We start from the raw sequence: 23,925 nt of genomic DNA, 5'->3' as shown, positions 1-23,925 counted from the left end.
CAACTAACTGGGCATTGAAAGCAACTAAATCTGAACTGAAAGCAATCAATTCAGCAGCGAAGGCAACTAAATTGCATGTGGAAGCAACTAATTCCCACAAAAGCAAGTTTACTCGGAGAGGGACGATAATGATTGCAATACATTATCCCTATCTCACTTGCGATGCAAAAAAATAAGCTACCTTTCTATTTATCAGAAGGTAGCTTACTTTCAAATTTTAATTAGCTATACAAAGGTAATTTATTCGTTAGAGCTGCAACGCGTTCTTTTGCTTCTTGGATAACTTCTGCATCTTCGTGGTTTTTCAGAAGTTTTGCGATGATAGCAGCGATTTCTTTCATTTCTTCTTCTTTAAATCCACGTGAAGTTACTGCTGGTGTTCCTAGTCGAACGCCAGAAGTGATAAATGGACTTTGTGTTTCGTATGGTATTGTATTTTTATTCACTGTAATGCCAACTTCGTCTAATACATGTTCAGCCACTTTACCTGTTAGATTGATCGCTGAAACGTCTACAAGCATTACGTGGTTGTCCGTACCACCAGATACGATACGAAGACCTTCTGCTACTAAACTATCAGCTAGTGTTTTAGCGTTAGCGATCACTTGTGCTTGGTATTCCTTGAATTCGGGTTGTTGTGCTTCCCCGAATGCAACTGCTTTTGCAGCGATAACATGCATTAACGGTCCACCTTGAATTCCTGGGAAAATTGTTTTGTCAATTTTCTTTGCGAATTCTTCCGTAGTTAATATCAATCCACCACGTGGTCCACGCAACGTTTTATGAGTAGTGGACGTAACGAAATGTGCATGTGGTACTGGGTTTGGATGAAGACCTGCAGCAACTAAACCTGCAATATGCGCCATATCCACAAATAGGTAAGCACCAATTTCATCTGCAATTTCACGGAATTTAGCGAAGTCAATTGTACGTGAGTAAGCACTTGCTCCAGCAACGATCATTTTTGGTTTATGTTCTAATGCAATTGCACGAACTTCTTCATAGTCGATTGTTTCATTTTCTTTATCTACGCCGTACTCGATAAAGTTGTATTGGATTCCACTGAAGTTTACAGGAGAACCATGCGTTAAGTGTCCACCATGAGACAAGTTCATTCCTAAAATCGTGTCACCAGGTTGTAAAGCAGTCATATAAACTGCCATATTCGCTTGTGAACCTGAATGGGGTTGCACGTTTGCATGCTCTGCTCCGAAAATTTCTTTTAGACGATCACGAGCAATATTTTCTACAACGTCTACATGCTCACACCCACCATAGTAGCGTTTACCAGGATAGCCTTCTGCATATTTATTCGTCAGTACGGAACCTTGTGCTTCCATCACTGCTTCAGATACAAAGTTTTCAGATGCGATTAACTCGATATTTGATTGTTGACGTTTTTTCTCTGCAAGCATTGCTTCGTATACTGCTGGATCTTGTGCTAAAATTTTCTCCATTTCTCATTTCCTCCTCTAATATCAACCGTAAAATGCACGTTCTCCACCAATTAGCTTCGGACGTGTGTTTGCAATCGTTACAATTGCTTCCCCAATTTGTTTTGTGGACACGCGAATTGGAACAGCTACAGGTTGCAGCTGCATTCCAATAAGGGTTTGTCCTATATCAATGCCGGCACGCGCTTTGACATGCTCGACTACGACTGGGTCTTGGAATTGCGTGTACGCATGAGCGGACATGGAGCCACCTGCGCGAACAACCGGAATAACTGAAACTTCCGGGTACCGATACAGCTTTTGCGTTTTTCTTTCCATGGTAAGGGCGCGATTTATATGCTCACATCCTTGAAAAGCTAAATGCACTTTATTGCGCACGGCAAATGATTGTAATGGTCCAAATAAAATTTCAGCCACTTCCAAACCACCGGCGGTACCAATTTTTTCACCTATAATTTCTGAGGTTGAACAGCCGATGACAAAAAGATCATCTTCATGTAAGTCGATTTGCTGCTCCACTTCCAGGAGAAGCTGTTCTATTTGTTCTTTCCACAAATGTTGTGCTTCCATCTGAAAATCCCCTTTTACGATCAATTTTCTAAAGCAGTAATTTTTTCGATACGGCGTGTGTGACGTCCGCCTTCGAAATCTTGTGCAAGCCATGTTGCAACGATTTCTCTTGCAAGTCCGGGACCTACTACTCGTTCTCCCATTGCTAGAACGTTTGAATCATTATGACATCTAGTTGCTTTTGCAGAAAATACATCATGTACTAATGCACATCTAATCCCTTTTACTTTGTTTGCCGCAATCGACATGCCAATGCCTGTACCGCAAATTAAAATACCACGATCAAACTTCCCACTTACTACACCTTCTGTAACTGGCATTGCATAGTCAGGATAATCAACAGAATCGTCACTCGTTGGACCAAAATCCTCATAAGAAAGTCCGAGCTCTTCTAGTTGTTGTATAATTTCCTTGCGAAGATTATTTCCGCCGTGATCAGAAGAAATTGCAATTTTCAATTTGTTCCCTCTTTTCTGTTTTAGTAATCCTATTCATCATACCATTTATCCGCAAAAAAAAATACAATTCACGTAAAGTGAATTGCATTTAAAAGCATTATTTTGACGAATTTCTGTCAAATTGCGAAATAACTTTAAATAATTCTTCTGATTGCTGCTTTAATCCGAACGATAAGCGATCAATTTGTTCGATTGATCGTGCTTGTTCATCTGTTGCACTTCTTACTTCTTCTGCCCCTGCAGATGTTTCTTCCGCAATGGCTGCTACTTCTTGTGATTGACGTGCAGTGTTTTCGATATTCGTTAATTGATTTTCCACTAAGGAAGAAATTTCTACAACCGATTCCGCCATTTCATGGATTTTATGGGACATTCCCTCTACAGCCTCATTCGTTTCAGAAACACGTTTCGCTTCCCCTACAGCGAAATTTACTTGAGTGGTCATTTGATGAACAACTGTTTGGACATCTGTTTGAATAGCGATGATTAATTCCGAGATGCCTTGCACAGCTTTGCCACTTTCATCTGCTAATTTACGCACTTCTTCTGCTACGACCGCAAAGCCTTTCCCATGTTCCCCAGCACGAGCAGCTTCGATGGATGCGTTTAATGCAAGTAAATTCGTTTGAGCTGCGATATCGCCTACTAATTGAATAATATTTTCTACTTTCCCGGCGTTAACTTCTAACTGTTTTACATTTACTAAAGCCGCTTCACTTCCAGAAGCAACTTGTTGTATACCATTTACAAGCGATTGAATGACTTCCGTTGTTTGGGCTAAACCACGGATCATATCCCCTGACTGTACGTTTGATTTTTCTGCACGCATATTTACTTCGGAAGCTAGTACCCGAACATCTTCCACCGATTCCACTGTTTCTTGGACAGCGATAGCTGAGTGTTCAGCACCCTCCGAAATTTGTGCGATCGTTTGCGCAATCGCTTCTGCCTGTTCGGAAGCAACAGAAGATTGTTGCGATAATTGTTGCACCGTATTATTTGTTTTTTCAAAGTTATCTTCAATGCTTTGAACCATTTCTCTTAAATTGACAAGCATTGATTGAAATGCGATCGAAACAGATTGGATTTCATCTTTCGATTTCGGCACTTCCACATCTACACCAATTTTTCCCTCTGAAGCAAGAGTTGCTACTTTTTCCAAATTAAATAACGGCTTAATAATGAGTCCACTGAAAAAGTATGCAAGTATTCCGGACCAAATAATCCCTAATGCATACATGCCGATTTCGAAGCTAAGCGATTTTGTTGCACCTTCAAATATTAGCGGTTGTATAAAATTGATGAACACCGCACTTGTTGTGTAAGTTACTACTGCCAGTACCGTAACAAATAAAACAATCTTTTTTTGAATTCCAAATGAGTACCGCTTTTTTTCTGTTTTCATCCTAATCCCCCTGGAGTTTTTTCACTAGTTCATCAGTAAGTGTGTGCAGTTCTTGAAACGTGTGCTCATATGTACGTAAATCGCCTCCATACGGATCGGACACATCTTGTACATGTTCAGGTGTCGCAAATTCTTTATACATATATACTTTGGATATAGCTTGTGGAAATGCAAAAATAATTGCTTGTTTATGGGATGCAGTCATGGTGAGTACGAGATCTGCCCAGTCGATCAATGATTCATTCATCGCAGCAGACGCATGAGTAAAAGGTACGCCTTCTTTATCTAATACTTTTTGCCCATTACGAGACATTTCTTCTCCATCAACCGCATAAATGCCTGCGGAACGGACATCTATATTTTCTATCTTCCGAGCCTTTAAAATCGCCTCAGCCATTGGACTTCTACATGTATTTCCAGTACAAACAAACAAAATATTCATCGTTACAATTCCTCATCTCTAGTATATATTATTTAGCTACAAATATTTTTGTAAATTGTTAAATATTTCGTAAAGTTATAATTCCTAATATTAAAATACCGATTCCTGCCAGTTTCATGATAAGCCCTCTATTTAGAAAAGCGTGTTTAAAAATTACTTTCTGTGCAATAAAGACGGACAAATAGGAAAATATACCTGAACTTAATATGAATAGAAACATTTCTACTTTAAGCATACCAAATGAAATACTTACTGAAAAGGTGTCAATGCTCGCAACGACTGCTAGTAGATAAGGCGACAGCAGCGGCACTTGTTTAGGAGACCTCGCTAAAATCATTTGTAATCCAACAAGCATAAGCAAAAACCCTGATAAATATGGACTTGCATATTGCAAATAATTTTGTACGATTGCTCCTGCATAATAACCGATTAACGGAAAAAGCATATGTAAAGATGCTACCCACGCTGCCAATGTAAAAATTTGCTTTCGATATAGTACGAGCGAAAACAAGATGAGTACATCTACCGACATTAATGCACCTGCCATTATTTCACGCCACAAAAAAATCTCCCCCGTCTATTTGCATAATTAAATGTATGCAAAAGAATGGAAGAGAATACACCTAGATTAGAAAAGCACAGAGGGGTACTTTATTGTTTCTATCAGTTTCAGAGGACTTCGGACAGATTTCTTGTTATATCATTACCGAATTTTTTTGGGGGAGCGATGGACAAACAACTACCACATGATTACCGAAAAAGATGTGTAGGGATGCGACTTTGTCGCTTCCCTACACATCAAGAAATCTCGGTAATTTTGTAGTACTTGTTCCGTTCAAAGCTTTCCAAAAGTACCAGTACAAAAAGTACCTCTTAAGTTACTACAGTAATTAACTTTCAAACCATTTTCCATTAGATGCTTTTTCCAGTCTATTCATGATAGCCGTTCCGACACCTTTTTTCGAAAATACAGGTACTAATATTATATTGGCGTCTGTTTCATCACAGCTTCTAAGTGCTTCGTAAAGTAAGTGAGCAGCATCTTCTAGTTGGTGTTCATGTCCCAATGAAAAATAGTAGTCGGCTTTCGATTGTCGATAATTTTCTGTTGCGATTAGGGCCACTTTTTGCTGATCATTATGTATTTGTTCAATTGCTTGGCCGACTTTCCCGGTAGAAGCTTCGATTAAATAGACAGGAGCGTCGGGTGCATAATGCGCATACTTCATACCTGGTGCGCGTGGTGCTTCTGCTTCATCTGTCAATTTGGCTTCATTTACTTGTCCGATTACTTTTTCTAGCATCTCTTTCGTTACTCCACCTGGGCGTAAGATTGTTGGCACTTCTGTTGTGAAATCTAAAACGGTTGACTCTAATCCAATTCCTGTAGCCCCACCATCTAAAATTAACGGGATTTTACCATTTAAATCGTGATATACATGCAGTGCTTTTGTTGGACTTGGTTTTCCACTTTTATTTGCACTTGGAGCAGCGACCGGTTGTTTTAAACGTCTCAGTAATTCGAGTGCCACTGGATGATCCGGCATACGAACGCCTACTGTATTTAATCCAGCTGTCACATTTTCAGCAAGTGAATTGTTTTTAATCGGTAATACTAGCGTAAGCGCTCCTGGCCAAAATACATCCATACATGTTTTAGCTAAACTCGGAACATTTTGTGTAAATGTATCTAATTCTTCCTTAGACCCGATATGCACGATAAGCGGATTATCTTGTGGTCTACCTTTTGCTTCAAAAATTTTAGAAACCGCCGCTTCACTCGTTGCAACCGCCCCTAACCCATAAACAGTTTCAGTCGGAAACGCAACTGTTTCTCCTTCACTTAACAAATCAACAGCTTGTGCATAACTTTTTTCTTTGTCCAATAAGTTATCCACACTCGCAATTTCTGTTTTCATGTCGTTTTTTCTCCTTTCTCCCTAAATTGTCCACATATTGTTGATAAATTTCTGAATTTTGTGGATAGTTATGTGGAAAACTTCTTTTTTAACCATTCCCACACCCAAAACTTAGGCTTTTCTTCTTTTTCTACTTCTTCTTTGTAACAAACCTTTGGAAACAAGGAACACCACCAGTTATCTCCACGTCCGTGCCCAATCGAAATGACAATTGATTCGACATTTGTTTGAGAAGTAATCCCATTATTCCATACTTTCGGTGGAAATAGTGCCATTCCTGTGGATATATTAATCTCTTGATTTAACTTTTCTGACAACTTATCCACAGCTTGTTCTAGCTCGCTATATGTTTGTTTCTGATTTTGCGTATAGTTCAGTAAAATCGGTTCGATTGCACTTTTTACTTCTTCTTTTATTTGTTGATCTTGGACTGTATTACTATTGGCAATTAATCTAAAACGCATACCTTCTGCTTCTTCTCCGGATTGGAAAAGAAAAAATAAACAAAATTGAATAACTAATAACATCCAAACAAAGAAAATAATTGCATCTATTTGTCCGCCGAGTTTCGGTGCTTTTTTTATCTCGTAATCTGGTAACATGTAACATTCCTCCCTTAGGAACATTGTTACCAGTAGATTCATAACTTATACATCAATTGTGCAAAAAACAAATCTATTTTTTTGATTGATATCTTTTACAATTTCTACTCGGGCTTTCGGAAATGCAGTTTGAAGCATTTTTTGTACTGCAGGTCCTTGGACATATCCTATTTCAAAACCTATGAAACTAGGAATATTAATTATTTTGGGAAGCTGTTCGGCCATTTTTCGGTACAATTGCAATCCATTTTCTTCGGCAAATAAAGCAAGATGTGGTTCATAATCTAGTACCGTGTCGGACATGGCTTCCGCTTCTTCATTTCCTATATAAGGTGGATTTGATAAGACGATATCCCATTTTTCATTTGCAATAGGGGCCAGTAAGTCCCCTTGTTTAAATACTATTTCCGCTTCTAGTCTTTGTGCATTTTGTTTGGCTACATCCAGTGCTTCTGGTGAAATATCCGTTGCCGTGACGCTTGCATTTGGTATTTCTTTTTTGATTGTAATAGCAATTGCACCGCTACCAGTTCCAATATCAGCCAATTTCGGAGCAGCTTGTGCACCAAATAGGTTTTTCGTTCGCTTTTTTACTTCTTCTATTAACTCTTCCGTTTCAGGGCGAGGTATTAAGACATGTTCATTCACTAAAAAGTCCCGGTCGTAAAAGGTTTCTTGCCCGATAATATATTGAAATGGTCGACCTGTTGCACTTTCTTCCACGTATGACCAAAATGTGTGAAAGTCTTCTGTGGATATGTCTTCATATAAGTCTTGCATTAACTGTGAATAACTTTTTCCTAGGACATGTTGCAATAAAAAACGAGCGATTCCTTGCTCCCGGTTTTTCGCTTCTAAAAAAGAAGAAGCCCGGGTAAGGGCCTCATAATTTGTATTACACATTCGTATCATTCATTCTTTCCAGTTTTTCTGCTTGATCTTCTACAATCAATGCATTGACGATTTCATCCATTTTGCCCTCTAAAATTTGGTCCAATTTTTGAATGGTTAATCCAATACGATGGTCCGTCACACGGTTTTGTGGATAATTGTATGTGCGAATTCGTTCTGACCGGTCACCAGTACCTACTGCTGATTTACGAACTGCATCATATTCTGCTTGTGCTTCTTGTAAGAATTTATCGGCAACACGTGCACGAAGTATTTTCATCGCTTTTTCTCTGTTTTTGATTTGCGATTTTTCATCTTGCATCGATACCGTGATTCCAGTTGGTAAATGGGTCATACGAACAGCAGACATCGTCGTATTAACGGATTGTCCACCGGCACCAGATGATGCAAATGTATCCACACGGATATCTTTTTCATGAATATCTACATCTACTTCCTCTACTTCCGGAAGTACAGCGACCGTTGCTGTTGAAGTGTGAATACGACCGCCAGATTCTGTTTCTGGGACACGTTGCACACGATGCGCTCCATTTTCGTATTTCATCTTCGAATAGGCATTGTTTCCATTAATCATGAAAATAATTTCTTTATATCCGCCAAGTCCAGTCGGAGAAGAATCCATTACATCGATTTTCCAGTTTTGAGATTCTGCATAGCGACTATACATACGGAATAGATTTCCTGCAAATAATGCAGCCTCATCTCCACCTGCAGCACCGCGAATCTCCATAATAACGTTCTTGTCATCATTTGGGTCTTTCGGGATCAATAAAACACGTAGTCGCTCTTCCAATGCTTCGATTTGTGATTCCAATTCGTTTACTTCTTCTTTTACCATGTCGCGCATATCCGCGTCTAGCTTATCCTCTAGCATAAGCTTAGCATCTTGAAGCTGGCTTTTTACTTCTTTGTATTCACGGTATGCATCTACTGTATCTTGAAGGTCCGATTGTTCCTTCGAATATTGTCTCAACTTGCTCGTGTCATTGACGACATCCGGGTCACTGAGCAACTCATTTAATTTATCATAACGATCTTCCACCGATTGTAATCGATCAAACATCGACCTCACCTCGTTCGTTTAAGTCTATATCATTCCTATTATAAAGAAAAAACATCGTTCCCGCTACTTTTTCTACCATAGATTTATTACAGTTTTGTTACTGGTGCCTGGCACCAGTAACAAAAACAAGCATCATTAATAAAACTGCAATAAAAAAAAAGCAGTTTGGGCTGCTCTTTTTGAATGTTATTGCTGTATTGTTGTTGTTCCTACAGGTACTTCATGGTGGTGGCGGCATCTAGGTTCGTACGCTTCAGATGCTCCAACTAGAATAATCGGATCATCTGCACCGGCAGGTTGTCCATTAATTAGCCTTTGCGTTCTACTTGCCTCTGATCCACAAACTGCGCAAACTGCATGGAGTTTCGTTACGTCCTCTGCCATACATAAAATAGCTGCCATTGGTCCGAATGGCTTGCCACGAAAATCTTGGTCAAGACCTGCTACAATTACACGGTAGCCGTGATCTGCAAGTTTTGTGACAACATCCACTATTCCTTCATCGAAAAATTGCGTTTCATCTACAGCTATTACATCGATTTCATCTGAAATATGTTGCCATATTTCCTCCGAATGTTGAATCGGAATCGCAATTGTTGATGTTCCATCGTGGCTCACTACTGCCTCTTCACTATACCTATTATCAATCATCGGCTTAAACACGGCAATTTTCTGTTTTGCAAATTGTACACGTCTAATACGACGAATTAGCTCTTCTGATTTACCAGAGAACATGCTTCCACATATTACTTCTATCCAGCCCATTTGGGATGTAATAAACATTTCAATACTCCCTTTCAAACAGTCTTTACTCATCATACCGAAAAACAAATTAAAAATCTTGTCTTTTATTTATTATGAAAATGTGCTAAGAGAAATCTATTTCCATGCACTTCAATTTTACTAAAGTTGGTTTATGATTTTTTTCCCTATCTAGTTATAACATACTCTACTGTGCATCTAGATTTAAAAAAATATTTTCATTTTTCACTTCCGCATTGTCCTAGAAAAAAGTTAAACGAGGATATGTATCATACAAATAAAAATACCTGCAAAACACGGTGTGTTTTGCAGGTATTTGGTACTTAGTTTTGAGCTTCTTCTTTGATACCGTATTTTTTGTTGAAGCGATCCACACGGCCATCCGCTGCTGCGAATTTTTGACGTCCAGTATAGAATGGGTGACATTCGTTACAGAACTCGACTTTAATGTCAGATTTTACAGAACCTGTTGTAAATGTGTTACCACATGAACATGTTACTGTTGCTTCTTTGTAATCGGGATGAATTCCTGCTTTCATCTCTATCTCTCCTCTCGCCCTGAACCATCTGGAACAGAGTTGGTTATGAAAACTGATACCTTACACGATCCGATTGATGTCAATCGCATATGTAGCAGAAATGTATGATGTTACGTTAAATATAGTACCATCTTTACTGTGTACTTGCAACTATTTTATTTTATCCCGCATTAACGGGCTGTAAGACTCCCACTTCAAGATTTAAGAAAAGCGAAAAGATAAGTGGGAGATCAACAGCCCGTAAAAGCCCGCTTGGTTCAACTAACAATCAGTGGGGGATGAAGAAAACCCCCACTGATTGTAGTTTTATTTTATAGCGTTACTTTCCCACTTCGATGTGCTTTCATTTCTTCTGCTAATTGTTCAAAAAATGCTTCGTTTGTTTTCGTTTGACGCAGTTTCTTCAAGAAACGTTCTGCAAAATCGGATGAATCGGAAAATGTTTTGCGGATTGCCCAAAGTTTGTCGAGCTGGTCTTTCGGAATCAGTAACTCTTCTTTTCTTGTTCCGGATCTACGAATATCAATAGCCGGGAAAATTCTACGTTCTGCAAGGCTTCTATCTAAGTGTAATTCTAAGTTACCTGTACCTTTAAATTCCTCATAGATTACTTCATCCATACGTGAACCTGTGTCTACTAAAGCGGTAGCAAGAATCGTTAAACTTCCACCTTCTTCAATATTACGTGCTGCACCGAAAAATCGCTTCGGACGGTGGAATGCAGCAGGGTCAATACCACCTGATAATGTACGACCACTTGGTGGAATAACTAAGTTATATGCACGAGCAAGTCGTGTAATTGAATCCATTAGGATAATTACATCACGTTTATGTTCTACTAAGCGCATCGCTCTTTCTAACACTAGTTCAGCCACTTTTACGTGGTTTTCTGGCACTTCATCAAATGTAGAACTTACTACATCTGCTTTTACAGAGCGCTCGATATCTGTTACTTCTTCTGGACGCTCGTCTATTAATAGTACGATTAGTTCTGCATTTGGGTGATTAGTCGTAATCGCATTTGCAATTTCTTTTATAAGTAATGTTTTCCCTGCTTTAGGAGGGGCAACAATTAATCCACGTTGACCGTATCCAACCGGTGCTACTAAATCCATGATTCGAGTTGATAGCTTTTCAGGAACCGTTTCTAATGTAATATGACGATCTGGGTATAGCGGTGTAAGCCCTGGAAAATGCACACGTTCTTTTGCAATTTCTGGATCTTCTCCATTTACTAGTTCTACATGTAATAGGCCGTAATAACGCTCACTTTCTTTTGGAGGTCGTACTTTTCCTGTTACTTTGTCTCCATTACGAAGATCAAATCTTCTAATTTGAGAAGCAGAAATATAAATATCCTCGGAACTAGGAGAATAGTTGATCGGCCGTAAGAATCCGAAACCTTCTTGCTGAATAATTTCTAAAACGCCTTCCATAAAGAAGAAGCCTTCTTGTTCAGCACGAGATTTTAATATAGCAAAAATCAGTTCTTTTTTTGTTAGTTTGCTATAAGCAGCCACTTTGTATTTACGCGCAAGGGTATAGAGTTCCTTTAGCGTCATATTTTCTAATTCATTTATCGTCGTTTGTGTCATCGGCAACGCACCACTCTTTATAATATTTTGTTGTGAAGTCTTTTTTCGGATTTAATAGGAATGAAGTTTACCCCGGTTTAACACGCTGTAAATTCGCCCTCCTCAACTTTTATGAGAGAAAATCGAGAAAAATAGAGGGAGAAACAGCCTGTAAATCCCTGATTGGTTCAACTAACCATCAGTTGGGGATAAAGAAAACCCCCACTAATGGAAGTTTCACTTTATTATGAGGATACCCGGTGCAAATTGACCGGGTATACATAAGAGAAGTTTCACTTATAGAACTAAATTCGGTTTTTTGTTTAAGCTATGGCGTCCTTCTACAAAACGAATTGTGCCTGATTTTGCACGCATTACGATTGAATGTGTCGAACCAAAAGCACCTTTAAATTGTACGCCACGAAGAAGTTCTCCATCTGTTACTCCTGTTGCCGCAAAAATGGCATCGTCGCCTTTTACTAAGTCTTCCATACGTAAAATTTTGTTTACATCGAGACCCATTTTAATACAACGTTCTAGTTCTGCTTCATCTTGCGGTACAAGTTTCCCTTGAATTTCCCCGCCTAAACATTTTAATCCTACAGCAGAGATTACTCCTTCTGGAGCTCCACCCATGCCAAATAAAATATCGACACCTGTGTTATCAAATGCAGTATTAATAGCCCCTGCTACATCACCATCGTTGATCAACTTAATACGTGCGCCTGCTGCTCTAATTTCATCGATAATTTTTTGATGACGTGGACGACCTAAAATCGTTGCCACTACGTCTTCGATATCTTTGTTTTTTGCGCGTGCTACTGCTCTTAAGTTATCAATTACTGGTGCATTGATATCCACTTGACCTACAGCTTCAGGACCAACAGCTAGTTTGTCCATATACATATCCGGAGCATGAAGTAGATTTCCGCGATCAGCAATTGCAAGTACTGCTAATGCATTCCAGCCACCAGAAGCTACAATATTTGTACCTTCTAGAGGATCAACTGCTACGTCTACTTGAGGACCTCCAGTTCCATGACCAAGCTTTTCCCCGATATATAACATCGGTGCTTCGTCCATTTCCCCTTCCCCAATTACAACGACACCTTCCATTGGGATTGTGTCAAAAACCGTACGCATTGCAGTAGTTGCTGCGTCATCTGCTTCATTTTTTAATCCGCGTCCCATCCATCGTGCAGATGCGATTGCGGCTGCCTCTGTTACTCGGACTAGTTCCATCGATAAACTACGTTCCATCTAATATATGCCTCCCGTTTTACGGTAAATAAAATCCGATCTTAAGTTTCTTCCTGTATCATTGTAGCATATTTTATGAGAAAAACGGAAGCACCTATGTTCTATGCTCGGAGGTTGGTTCACTCATTGTTTACTTCTACTTCTTTTATGGTGACTCGACGAATGTCTGCGCCAAGCCCTTGAAGTTTCTCGATGATGGAGCTGTATCCGCGTTCGATATGGAAAATATCTTGAATTTCTGTTTCGCCTTCTGCTAAGAGTCCAGCAATAACGAGTGCCGCTCCAGCTCGCAAATCACTAGCACGTACCATAGCCGCTTCAAGCTTTACAGGTCCTGTTATGATAGCCGTTCTACCATCCACACGACCAACTGCATTCATCCGGCGTAGTTCATCGATTTGTTTAAAACGCGCAGAATAAATACTATCCGTTATAACCGATGTTCCAGCAGCTTGTGTCATTAATACCGAGAATGGTTGTTGTAAATCGGTCGGAAAACCCGGATAAACAAGTGTTTTCACATCCACTGCCTGCAAGTTCGTTGACTTTGGAATGTAAATCTTCTCTTCGTATTCCTCTACTTTTACACCCATTTCCCGAAGTTTAGCCGTTAATGCTTCTACGTGGAATGGGATGACATTATCGATTGTGACACCGTCTCCCGCAACTGCAGCCATAATCATAAATGTCCCTGCTTCAATGCGGTCTGGAATAATGGTATGTTTCGTGCCGTGTAATTCCTCGACACCATCAATACGGATGACATTTGTCCCTGCACCTTTGATTTTTGCGCCCATATTGGATAATAAGGTTGCTACATCAATGATTTCAGGTTCTTTTGCTGCATTTTCAATAATCGTTCTTCCTTTTGCAAGTACGGCAGCAAGCATAATATTAATCGTTGCTCCCACACTTACAACGTCTAAATAAATTTTAGAGCCTATTAACTCTTCTGTACGCAAGTAAATAGCCCCGTGTTCATTGGAAACAGTTGCCCCTAAAGCTTCAAAACCTTTAATATGCTGATCAATTGGACGAGGACCAAGATGGCATCCTCCCGGCAATCCAATTGCTGCTTTTTTAAATTTTCCAAGTAGGACACCCATTAAATAATAAGAAGCACGCAATTTTTTAATATTGCCATTTGGAAGCGGTATATCAACCACATTTCTTGGATCGATTGTCATTGTACCGTTTTCAAATGTTACTTGCGCTCCGAGTTCTTCTAGTAATTCTTTTAACGTCCAAACATCTAAAATTTCTGGTAAGCCTTCAATAGTAACTGGTGAATTTGCAAGTAAAGAAGCAGGAATTAATGCGACTGCACTATTTTTTGCTCCGTTTACTTTAATCGTACCTTTTAGGCGATTTCCGCCTTTTATTTTATAAACTTCCATACGTTTCTCCTTCGACTTGTTACTCGCTTTTACGATTGTTCCAATCCGCTAGAAACCCTTCAATCCCTTTATCCGTTAAAGGATGGTTAAATAATTGCTTTAATACTTTAAATGGAGTGGTAGAAATATGTGCGCCATTCAACGCAGCATCAGTAATATGCTGGGGATGTCTAATAGAAGCTGCAATAATTTCTGTATCGATTTGATGAATTTCGAAGATTTGTGCGATTTTCGCGATTAACTCCATTCCATCATGTCCAATATCATCTAAACGCCCTAAAAATGGAGAAACATACGTTGCACCAGCACGAGCTGCAAGTAGTGCTTGGTTCGCACTAAAAATAAGCGTTACGTTTGTTTTAATATTTTCTTTTGTAAATACTGCACAAGCTTTTAATCCTTCTGGAGTCATCGGTAGCTTTACTGTAATATTCGGTGCAATAGCAGCAAGTTCTCTACCTTCTTTGATCATCCCTTCTGCATCTAGTGCAATTACTTCTGCACTAACTGAACCGTCTACAAGTGCGGTGATTTCACGAAGTCGATCATGAAAAGAAATATTTTCTTTTGCAACAAGTGATGGGTTTGTTGTAACGCCGGATAAAATACCCCAAGCGTGTGCTTCTTTTATTTCGTCAAAATTAGCTGTATCGATAAAAAATTTCATATTATTATTTCCTCCTCATGATGGACAAATAGGAGAAGGTCCTTTAGATGAACGCTTCTCCCTTATAGTTGTGTATGTTGACTTGCTTACGCTTTGTTTGAGCTTCCAAATTCACGCATTTTGCCGATGACTGTTGTTTTAATCGCATCTCGCGCTGGAATCAAATATTTACGTGGGTCATATTGCGCTTCATTTTCTGCTAAGTATGCACGAATTGCTTTTGTAGCAGCAATTTGGTTTTCCGTATTCACATTAATCTTCGCTGTTCCAAGTGAAATAGCGCGAGTAATATCATGTGTCGGAATTCCTGTTCCACCATGCAATACTAATGGAAGTTCTGCAAGTTGTGAGATTTCTTCCATTTCTTTGAACCCTAAGTTAGGTTCTCCTTTGTATGGTCCGTGAACAGAACCTAATGCTGGTGCTAAACAGTCAATTGCCGTACGTTTTACAAGCTCTGCACATTCTGCTGGATCCGCATAGATAACACCATCAGCCACTACGTCATCTTCTTGACCTCCAACTGTGCCAAGTTCTGCTTCTACAGAAACGTTGTGTGCATGTGCGTACTCTACCACTTTAGATGTAATTTCTACATTTTCTTCAAAAGGGTGGTGAGATGCATCTATCATAACGGATGTAAATCCTGCGTCAATTGCCGCTTTACATTTTTCAAAGCTTGAGCCATGATCTAAGTGAATAGCTACTGGCACTGTTGTTTGATAGTCTTCCATCAATCCTTTTACCATATGCACTACAGTAGTAAAACCACCCATATATTTCGCTGCACCTTCGGAAACGCCTAAAATAACTGGAGACTTTTCTTCTTCAGCAGCTTGTAAAATAGCTTGTGTAAATTCTAAATTGTTAATATTGAATTGACCTACTGCGTAGCCTTCTTTTTTCCCTTTTTCAAGCATTTCTTTCATCGATACTAAAGCCATTTAAATGGGCCTCCTCTATTTGCTTTTTCATACTTTGTTTTTGCCATATATCCTTTTCATCATATCAAAAAAAGGCGATGTTTTCCACTGCCTGCTCAACCGGCTTTTTATTTCAGTAAATTAGTTACAGCATCTCGTACTTCGAATATATCAAATGGCTTTGTAAAATAGAGAGAGGCACCTAAATCCATTGCTTCTTGTATTAAATTTAGTTCCCCATAAGCAGTCATCATCATGACAGGTAATCCAGGCCATTTTTCTTTCAGTTTTGTTAAAATCTGAATACCATCCATTCCCGGAATTTTCATGTCTAATAAGACACCGTCAATTTCCTCGGCATCCGCAATTTCTAGCGCTTCGAAACCGTTTGCAGCTAGACTTATTTTGTACTCAACTTGTGAAAAAACTTCTTTCAAGAGCATTCGTATACCTAGTTGATCGTCTACAATTAAAATGTGTTTCATGATGAACAAACCCCTTTTTTGAATTTCCCACTTTTATACTACTATTCGATACTTTCCTTCCTATCCCTCCTTTATTCCTAATTTTTTTTCTATTTTTCATTTAATAGGAGTAAAGGAGACGTTTTTTTGCTTTTCAGATATAATGACAAGGAGGTGAATACAGGATGAAAATGTTAACTACACAACTCACTGGGCTTCTTCAACGCATTGCAACTTCAGAGGAAGAGAATATAGAAGAAACTGCTCGGCTATTAGCACAAGCTGCCGCAAGAGAAGGAAGCATCTATTTTGCTACGTTTGGAGAAATGAATAGCATTGCAGTTAACGCACAATTAGCTGCTGAGCCTTTTCCAAGTATGCAAAGTTGGACACCAAATATGGAGCTATCTAGCGCGGACCGGGTATGGATTATCGTTCGTTCTGCCGAAAATGAAGAAGCAATAGCGCTTGCCGAACGTTTAAGTGAATTATTTATTCCATTCAGCGTGCTTGCTGCTGAACCTGCAAGTGAAGAAAACAAGTTAGCGAATCTGGCCTATACATATATTTCATTGAAGTTAACGAAAGGTTTGCTTCCTGCAGAGGATGGTTCTCGCATTGTATTGCCTTATGCGCTAGGTGCCATGTTCGTGTACGAAGCTGTGAAGATGAAGCTAGATGAGATGCTTTTAGGAGAATAATTTTGTTTGAAATGCCCAAAGAGATTTCTTTGGGTGTTTTTGTTTGGTTGCTTTTGTTGGAGATTTAGTTGCTCTCGTTGTTTGAATAGTTGCTCTCAATGCCAATTTAGTTGCTTTGGACTTGGTGTTGGGTGCCCTTAGACAATTAATCCCTTTTCACAGCTCTCTTTTTGAAAGCTCTGTTGAAATTCCCTTTGTTTCCTGTGAGTTAGTGGCTCTCAGGTTTCATTTAGTTGCTTTCGCAGGAGACTTAGTTGCTTTCAATGCCAATTTAGTTGCTTTGGACCCGGAGTTGAGTGCCCTTAGCCAATTAATCCCTTTTCACAGCTTCCTTTTTGAAAGCTCTGTTGAAATTCCCTTTGTTTCCTGTGAGTTAGTTGCTCTCAGGTTCCAATTAGTTGCTTTCAAGGGAGATTTGGTTGCTTTCATTGCCAAACTAGTTGCTCTCTACTTAGTTTTAGTTGCCCTTAGCCAATAAATTCCTATATCCATAAAAAAAGCAGCTCGACAATGGTCGAACTGCTTTTTAATATTATTCTCCTACAGATGCTTTGATGAATTCACGGAATAGTGGTTGTGGACGTCGTGGACGAGACACAAATTCCGGATGGAACTGAGAAGCTACGAAGAATGGGTGTTCTGGAAGCTCGATGATTTCGATTAGACGACCATCTGGGCTTGTACCAGAGAACACAAATCCTGCTGCTTCGAATTGTTCACGGTATTCGTTATTGAATTCATAACGGTGACGGTGACGTTCGTATACAAGTTCCTCTCCATAAGCTTGGTGTGCTTTTGAACCAGGTGTTAATTTACATGGGTATAATCCAAGACGAAGCGTTCCACCTAAGTCTTCTACATCTTTTTGTTCTGGCAATAAATCGATGATTGGATGAGTCGTATTAGGATCTAACTCAGAAGAATGAGCATCTTGTAATTCTAAAATAGTACGAGCAAATTCTACAGTTGCTAGTTGCATTCCTAAACAAATACCTAGGAAAGGTACATTGTTTTCACGAGCAAATTTAGTTGCAGAGATTTTTCCTTCTACACCGCGGTCTCCGAATCCACCTGGAACAAGAATACCGTCTACATCAGACAGAAATTCTGCTACATTTGCATCATTTACTTCTTCCGCATTGACCCATTTTACTTCTACGTCTGCATCAAATTTATATCCTGCGTGTTTCATCGCTTCTACAACAGAAATGTAAGCATCTTGAAGTTCAACGTATTTACCAACTAGGCCAATACGCACTTTTTTCGATAAAGATTTCACTTCGTCTACTAACGCTTTCCAATCTGTCATATCTGCGTCTTTCGTAGTAAGTTGGAAATGATCTACAACAATTTGATCTAAATGTTGTGCTTGAAGGTTCAAAGGGATTTCATATAGAGAATCGGCATCGATACATTCAATTACTTCCTCTGGTTTGATATCACAGAAAAGACCGATTTTGTCTTTCATATCTTGAGGAACTGGCGCTTCTGAACGAAGTACAATTACATTTGGTTGAATACCAAGGCTACGTAATTCTTTTACACTATGTTGTGTTGGTTTTGTTTTCATCTCACCAGCAGCTTTAATAAATGGTACTAATGTACAGTGAATATACATCACATTATTGCTACCTACGTCACGTTTCATTTGACGGATTGTTTCTAGGAATGGAAGGGATTCAATATCTCCAACCGTTCCACCGATTTCTGTAATAACGATATCTGCTTGCGTTTCTTTTGCAGCTAAAAATAGACGTTGTTTAATTTCATTTGTAATATGTGGGATTACTTGTACAGTCGCACCGTTATAATCACCGCGACGCTCTTTTCTTAATACGGAAGAGTATACTTTCCCAGTTGTAATATTGGAATATTTATTTAAATTAATATCCATAAAACGCTCGTAATGACCTAAGTCTAAATCTGTTTCTGCTCCATCATCTGTAACGAAAACTTCCCCGTGCTGATACGGACTCATCGTCCCTGGATCCAGGTTAATATATGGATCAAACTTTTGTACCGTTACATTCAATCCTCTGTTTTTCAATAAACGACCAAGTGATGCCGCCGTGATTCCTTTACCTAATGAAGATACAACCCCACCAGTAACAAAAATAAATTTAGTCAAAATTTGTTCCTCCTCGAGTAATAATTAGTTCTACAATAACAAAAAAAAGCGCCCCGCCTGCTATTTTGGCAGGGGAGCGCATATGCACATGAGTTATGTCTCTTTAAAAAGAGCCCAATAGAATCTTATAGCGATTAGAATAAGATGTCAAGAATTATTCTTCGTCTTCCTCTTCTTCATCTAATTCTTCGTCATCGATAATGTCGAATTCTTCTTCGTCTTCGTCGATTAGATCTTCTTCAATCTCTTCATCGATATCTTCGTCAAAGTCCACTACAACTTCCTCATCTTCTTCTTCGTCTTCATCTTCAATGAACTCGTCGAATTCTTCTTCGAAAATGATTTCGTCTTCATCTAGATCTTCTAAATCGTCGTCTTCTACTGCTTTTGCTTTCTTTTTACGTACTTTAACAGTAGGTGCTGTTTCTTCTTCAATTTGCTCCACTGGGTACCATTCTCTAAGCCCCCATTGGTTTTCGGCAATTGCTAAAAAGCGGCCGTCAATATTCATATCTGTGTAGAATTGTGGTTTACGAGCAGCCATTTCTTCATCCGTGAATCCATTTAGTTTTTGGATTTCATCGAATAGGTCTGTTAATGTTAATGCATTTTTCTTATCTTCTAAAATCGCAAATCCTAAATCTATTAGCGATTCTTCTTGTAGTTGTGCTGTTGTCATTTCACGAAATTTCAAATCGTGCACGTCCTTTCTATGTCCGTTTGCATACTTCCCATTATATACAAACCATTATGTTATATGCTACCGTCATTTATTCTTTTTGAAAAGGGAAAACTTTGCTCCTGCCAATAAAAATAAATAAAGAGAGAGCAAGAGCAATGGAATAGATGCGAGTCTTCTATTATACAGAAAAATTGTGAGTAGTAGGAATATTATAATCATCATTATATGAATCGGTCTTTTCACGCCTATTCTCCTCTACTCAGTAGTCAATCTTCTATCATTATACAAAAAAGTGTCCCGATAATACATCGAGACACAAAACTTTTTTCCTAACAAGTGTTGGTTTACCAAGATGAATAAATTCATACTCTAAATACTTTAAATATAGGTCCTTTTGGGTTGATTTGGACTGAATAAGTTTTACAACATTACTTGTTTTTTTAAAGTGTAGTAATTATTCGTCCGTCACACCCAGTAAACACAGAAGTTTAAAGTGCTAAAGCTTATGGGAAAGAAAGAATTGCTACCTTCCTATTTAGCTAAAAGCAGCCAAAGATGCAATTTTGGCTGCTCTGCCCTTCTCAATTGGAAGGAAATGACCATTTTCTATACAGCATCGTCATATTACCAACATTACCTTTACAAAATAGCCTACCTGGAACATATAAATGCAATATAAAGTTCTTATTACACTTTTCTGTAAAAATCATTAGACGAGTTTTTACATATTCCGTCTATATTGCCCGCCGACTTCGTAAAGGGCGTTGGTGATTTGTCCTAAACTTGCTTTTTGGACTGTAGACATAAGTTCTTCAAAGATGTTACCACCTGTTACAGCCACTTGTTTCAATTGTGCTAGAGCAATGCTTGCTTCTGTTGCATGTTTTTCTTGGAATTTACGAAGATTTGTAATTTGTGATTCTTTTTCTTCTGTAGTTGCACGGGCAATTTCCATATTGTCAATGTCCTCTGCTGTTGCAGGGTTCGGATTTAGATATGTGTTCACACCGATAATCGGAAGATCACCAGTATGTTTTTTCATCTCGTAGTACATTGATTCTTCTTGGATTTTACCGCGTTGATATTGTGTTTCCATCGCACCGAGCACTCCCCCGCGGTCGTTAATGCGGTCAAACTCAGAAAGTACGGCTTCTTCTACTATGTCTGTCAGCTCTTCGATGATGAAAGCACCTTGTAATGGATTTTCGTTTTTGGATAGTCCATGTTCTTTTGTAATAATCATTTGAATAGCCATGGCACGTCGAACCGATTCTTCTGTTGGTGTAGTAATCGCTTCGTCATATGCATTTGTATGAAGCGAATTACAGTTATCTTGCAATGCCATCAATGCCTGAAGCGTCGTACGAATATCATTAAAATCGATTTCTTGCGCATGCAAGCTTCGACCAGAAGTTTGTACATGGTACTTCAGTTTTTGACTTCGTTCATTTGCACCGTATTTGTCTCTCATTACGACTGCCCAAATACGACGAGCGACCCGACCGATTACCGTATATTCTGGATCTAAGCCGTTCGAGAAAAAGAACGATAAGTTTGGTGCAAAATCATCTATATGCATCCCGCGACTTAAATAGTATTCTACATACGTGAAACCATTGGAAAGCGTAAATGCAAGCTGCGAAATCGGATTGGCACCAGCCTCTGCAATATGATATCCGGAAATCGATACCGAATAATAATTACGAACCTTTTGGTCAATAAAATATTGTTGAATATCGCCCATCATGCGAAGTGCAAATTCTGTAGAGAAAATACAAGTATTCTGTCCTTGGTCTTCTTTTAAAATATCTGCTTGCACTGTTCCACGAACTACTTCCAAAGTCTTTGTTTTCACTTCTGTAAATTCTTCTACCGTTAGTGTGCGTCCAAGTTCTTCTTCTCGAATACGCACTTGCTGGTCGATTGCCGTGTTCATGAACATAGCTAAAATGATTGGTGCTGGCCCATTAATCGTCATCGATACAGATGTTGACGGTGCACATAAATCAAAGCCATCATATAGCTTTTTCATATCTTCTAACGTACAAACGCTTACGCCGGATTCCCCTACTTTCCCAAAAATATCTGGACGATGATCTGGATCTTCCCCGTATAAAGTTACGGAGTCAAATGCTGTAGATAGGCGTTTGGCATCATCATCTTTGGATAAATAGTGGAAACGACGATTCGTACGATCTGGCGTCCCTTCTCCCGCAAATTGACGTTTCGGATCTTCTCCTTCTCTTTTAAACGGGAAAACTCCTGCCGTGTATGGGAATGATCCTGGTACATTTTCTTTATATACCCATCGTAAAATCTCGCCGTAATCGACGAAGTTTGGTAGCACTACTTTTGGTATTTTAAGACCAGATAAGCTTTCTGTACGAAGAATTGTCCGAATTTCTTTATCCCGAACTTTTGTGATGAATTCGTCACCAGCGTAAGCTTCTTTTAACCTAGCCCAGTTTTCTAGTATTCGTTTGGATTCTGCTGTTAATTCGTCGCGAACACCTTTGGCAAGTGATTCCAAAGATTGTACTAGTGCATCATCTGCTGCTTTTTCTTTCACTGCTTCGATGGCACCTTCTAATTGGAACAATCTTCGTGCAAAAGCTACTTGTTCTTCCGACTTTTTATGATAACCACGAACAGTATCCGTAATTTCACGAAGATAGTAGCGACGATCATTTGGAATGATAACGTTTTGTTTTTGCGTTTTCACAAATTGCTCGTACGATGTTTCCCAGTCAGTGCCAACTTTATCATTTAATGCACCGATTAATGCTGCAAATAATGAATTCGTTCCTTTATCATTAAATTGGCTGGCAATTGTGCCATAAACAGGCATCGTATCTAAATCATCATGCCATAACTCATGGCTACGTTGATATTGCTTTTGCACTTGGCGAAGCGCATCTTCTGAACCTTTTCGTTCGAATTTATTGATAACGATTAAATCGGCATAGTCAATCATATCGATTTTTTCAAGTTGAGTTGGTGCACCGAACTCGCTTGTCATAACATACATCGATACATCCGATACGTTTGCAATTTCAGCGTCTCCTTGCCCAATACCACTTGTTTCTACAATGATTAAATCGAACCCTGCAACTTTCACAACATCCAGTACATCATTGAGTGCTCCCGATAATTCTGTGCGAGATCCTCGTGTTGCTAGACTTCGCATGAACACACGTTTATTGAAAATGGCATTCATACGGATACGGTCACCGAGTAATGCGCCACCTGTTTTTTGTTTCGTCGGATCAATAGAAAGCACCGCAATTTTTTTATCAGGTAAATCGTGCAGGAATCTGCGAATTAATTCGTCTGTTAAGGAACTTTTTCCTGCCCCTCCAGTCCCTGTAATACCAAGCACCGGTGTATTTTTCGAAATGCTTTTTGCGTGCTCAATCATGGCTTTCGCTTCAGCATCTCCGGTTTGGTGTGCTTCCTCAGCAATCGTGATTAAATGTGCCAGCAATTCTGGTTTCTCCGTTGAAACTGCTTCAATTTCCTCGATAGCACCCGTTGCTTTCGTAGGTACATCACATGATTGGAGGATTTGATTGATCATTCCTTGGAGACCAAGTTTTCGACCATCTTCTGGTGAGAAAATACCGGATATTCCATATGCTTGTAGTTCTTTTATTTCTTTTGGAATGATTACTCCACCGCCGCCACCAAATATTTGAATATGAGGCGCACCACGTTCCACGAGTAAATCCTTCATATATTTAAAATACTCTACATGTCCTCCCTGGTAGGAAGAAATCGCAATCCCTTGTACGTCTTCTTGAATAGCAGCATTTACTACTTCTTCAACGGACCGGTTATGACCTAAGTGAATAACTTCTGCTCCGCTTCCCTGTAAAATACGGCGCATAATATTAATCGATGCGTCATGCCCGTCAAAAAGACTAGATGCTGTGACAAAACGAACGTGATTTTTTGGACGATATACTTCCCCAGTAGACATGTTGCTCCCCCTTTGTTTAGTAAC

Annotated in this window: 23 protein-coding genes; 1 reads left to right on the top strand and 22 read right to left on the bottom strand. The window is 39.2% G+C overall.

What is annotated here, in order from left to right; all coding sequences use genetic code 11:
- Positions 1–221 precede the first annotated feature (221 nt).
- The 18 genes from glyA to ACIQ38_RS01860 all read right to left on the bottom strand — a co-directional run bounded on the left by glyA (position 222) and on the right by ACIQ38_RS01860 (position 16,432).
- A complete protein-coding gene (glyA, locus tag ACIQ38_RS01945) occupies positions 222–1,457 on the bottom strand; it encodes a serine hydroxymethyltransferase (RefSeq protein ID WP_402817289.1) in 1,236 nt (411 codons plus the stop codon).
- Between the two features lie 21 nt (positions 1,458–1,478).
- A complete protein-coding gene (locus ACIQ38_RS01940) occupies positions 1,479–2,024 on the bottom strand; it encodes a TIGR01440 family protein (RefSeq protein WP_402817287.1) in 546 nt (181 codons plus the stop codon).
- Positions 2,025–2,044: 20 nt separating this feature from the next.
- Positions 2,045–2,482, bottom strand: a complete 438-nt coding sequence (rpiB, locus tag ACIQ38_RS01935; RefSeq protein ID WP_402817285.1) for a ribose 5-phosphate isomerase B — start codon at positions 2,480–2,482, stop codon at positions 2,045–2,047.
- Positions 2,483–2,579: 97 nt separating this feature from the next.
- A complete protein-coding gene (locus tag ACIQ38_RS01930; protein WP_402817283.1) occupies positions 2,580–3,887 on the bottom strand; it encodes a methyl-accepting chemotaxis protein in 1,308 nt (435 codons plus the stop codon).
- Position 3,888: 1 nt separating this feature from the next.
- A complete protein-coding gene (locus ACIQ38_RS01925; RefSeq protein ID WP_402817281.1) occupies positions 3,889–4,329 on the bottom strand; it encodes a low molecular weight protein arginine phosphatase in 441 nt (146 codons plus the stop codon).
- A gap of 58 nt (positions 4,330–4,387) precedes the next feature.
- The gene (locus ACIQ38_RS01920) at positions 4,388–4,891 is read right to left on the bottom strand and encodes a manganese efflux pump (RefSeq protein WP_402817279.1); all 504 of its coding nucleotides are present in this window, start codon (positions 4,889–4,891) and stop codon (positions 4,388–4,390) included.
- Positions 4,892–5,219: 328 nt separating this feature from the next.
- Positions 5,220–6,248 (bottom strand): L-threonylcarbamoyladenylate synthase, encoded by a 1,029-nt coding sequence (locus ACIQ38_RS01915; RefSeq protein ID WP_402817277.1) that lies wholly within the window; start codon positions 6,246–6,248, stop codon positions 5,220–5,222.
- A 68-nt stretch (positions 6,249–6,316) separates the two neighbouring features.
- Positions 6,317–6,850, bottom strand: coding sequence for a stage II sporulation protein R (locus ACIQ38_RS01910; protein ID WP_402817275.1), 534 nt, complete (start codon positions 6,848–6,850; stop codon positions 6,317–6,319).
- Between the two features lie 45 nt (positions 6,851–6,895).
- Entirely contained in the window at positions 6,896–7,762 is an 867-nt protein-coding gene (gene prmC / locus ACIQ38_RS01905) for a peptide chain release factor N(5)-glutamine methyltransferase (protein WP_402817273.1), read from the bottom strand.
- The gene (gene prfA / locus ACIQ38_RS01900) at positions 7,746–8,825 is read right to left on the bottom strand and encodes a peptide chain release factor 1 (RefSeq protein ID WP_402817271.1); all 1,080 of its coding nucleotides are present in this window, start codon (positions 8,823–8,825) and stop codon (positions 7,746–7,748) included. The genes prmC and prfA overlap by 17 nt, the downstream gene beginning before the upstream one ends.
- 186 nt (positions 8,826–9,011) lie before the next feature.
- Positions 9,012–9,608 (bottom strand): thymidine kinase, encoded by a 597-nt coding sequence (locus ACIQ38_RS01895; protein WP_402817269.1) that lies wholly within the window; start codon positions 9,606–9,608, stop codon positions 9,012–9,014.
- Between the two features lie 302 nt (positions 9,609–9,910).
- A complete protein-coding gene (rpmE, locus tag ACIQ38_RS01890; protein WP_402817267.1) occupies positions 9,911–10,126 on the bottom strand; it encodes a 50S ribosomal protein L31 in 216 nt (71 codons plus the stop codon).
- 311 nt (positions 10,127–10,437) lie between these two features.
- Positions 10,438–11,721, bottom strand: a complete 1,284-nt coding sequence (gene rho, locus ACIQ38_RS01885) for a transcription termination factor Rho (RefSeq protein WP_402817265.1) — start codon at positions 11,719–11,721, stop codon at positions 10,438–10,440.
- Positions 11,722–11,997: 276 nt separating this feature from the next.
- On the bottom strand, positions 11,998–12,960 hold the full coding sequence (gene glpX / locus ACIQ38_RS01880) for a class II fructose-bisphosphatase (protein WP_402817263.1): 963 nt from the start codon (positions 12,958–12,960) through the stop codon (positions 11,998–12,000).
- A 119-nt stretch (positions 12,961–13,079) separates the two neighbouring features.
- Complete coding sequence (locus tag ACIQ38_RS01875) at positions 13,080–14,357, bottom strand: UDP-N-acetylglucosamine 1-carboxyvinyltransferase (protein ID WP_402817261.1); 1,278 nt, start codon at positions 14,355–14,357, stop codon at positions 13,080–13,082.
- Between the two features lie 19 nt (positions 14,358–14,376).
- Positions 14,377–15,024: a fructose-6-phosphate aldolase gene (fsa, locus tag ACIQ38_RS01870; protein WP_402817259.1), complete on the bottom strand. Its 648-nt coding sequence runs from the start codon at positions 15,022–15,024 to the stop codon at positions 14,377–14,379.
- Positions 15,025–15,110: 86 nt separating this feature from the next.
- Entirely contained in the window at positions 15,111–15,968 is an 858-nt protein-coding gene (locus ACIQ38_RS01865) for a class II fructose-bisphosphate aldolase (RefSeq protein WP_402817257.1), read from the bottom strand.
- A 107-nt stretch (positions 15,969–16,075) separates the two neighbouring features.
- Positions 16,076–16,432, bottom strand: a complete 357-nt coding sequence (locus ACIQ38_RS01860; RefSeq protein ID WP_402817255.1) for a response regulator — start codon at positions 16,430–16,432, stop codon at positions 16,076–16,078.
- Between the two features lie 164 nt (positions 16,433–16,596).
- Between ACIQ38_RS01860 and ACIQ38_RS01855 the strand changes: the two genes are divergently transcribed.
- Positions 16,597–17,112 (top strand): DUF2529 family protein, encoded by a 516-nt coding sequence (locus tag ACIQ38_RS01855; RefSeq protein WP_402817253.1) that lies wholly within the window; start codon positions 16,597–16,599, stop codon positions 17,110–17,112.
- A gap of 532 nt (positions 17,113–17,644) precedes the next feature.
- Here ACIQ38_RS01855 and ACIQ38_RS01850 read toward each other — a convergent pair.
- The 4 genes from ACIQ38_RS01850 to icmF form a co-directional block, all read right to left on the bottom strand.
- Complete coding sequence (locus tag ACIQ38_RS01850; RefSeq protein ID WP_402817251.1) at positions 17,645–19,240, bottom strand: CTP synthase; 1,596 nt, start codon at positions 19,238–19,240, stop codon at positions 17,645–17,647.
- 154 nt (positions 19,241–19,394) lie between these two features.
- Positions 19,395–19,934 (bottom strand): DNA-directed RNA polymerase subunit delta, encoded by a 540-nt coding sequence (rpoE, locus tag ACIQ38_RS01845; RefSeq protein ID WP_402817249.1) that lies wholly within the window; start codon positions 19,932–19,934, stop codon positions 19,395–19,397.
- A gap of 607 nt (positions 19,935–20,541) precedes the next feature.
- The gene (locus ACIQ38_RS01840) at positions 20,542–20,610 is read right to left on the bottom strand and encodes a hypothetical protein (protein WP_402819549.1); all 69 of its coding nucleotides are present in this window, start codon (positions 20,608–20,610) and stop codon (positions 20,542–20,544) included.
- A 33-nt stretch (positions 20,611–20,643) separates the two neighbouring features.
- Entirely contained in the window at positions 20,644–23,901 is a 3,258-nt protein-coding gene (icmF, locus tag ACIQ38_RS01835) for a fused isobutyryl-CoA mutase/GTPase IcmF (RefSeq protein ID WP_402817247.1), read from the bottom strand.
- Positions 23,902–23,925: the final 24 nt, after the last annotated feature.

This window comes from Psychrobacillus sp. NPDC096389, assembly GCF_044762855.1.
GTDB lineage: Bacteria > Bacillota > Bacilli > Bacillales_A > Planococcaceae > Psychrobacillus.
The sequence above is the reverse complement of the archived record's forward strand: the minus strand, read 5'-3'. Positions and strand labels throughout refer to the sequence as shown.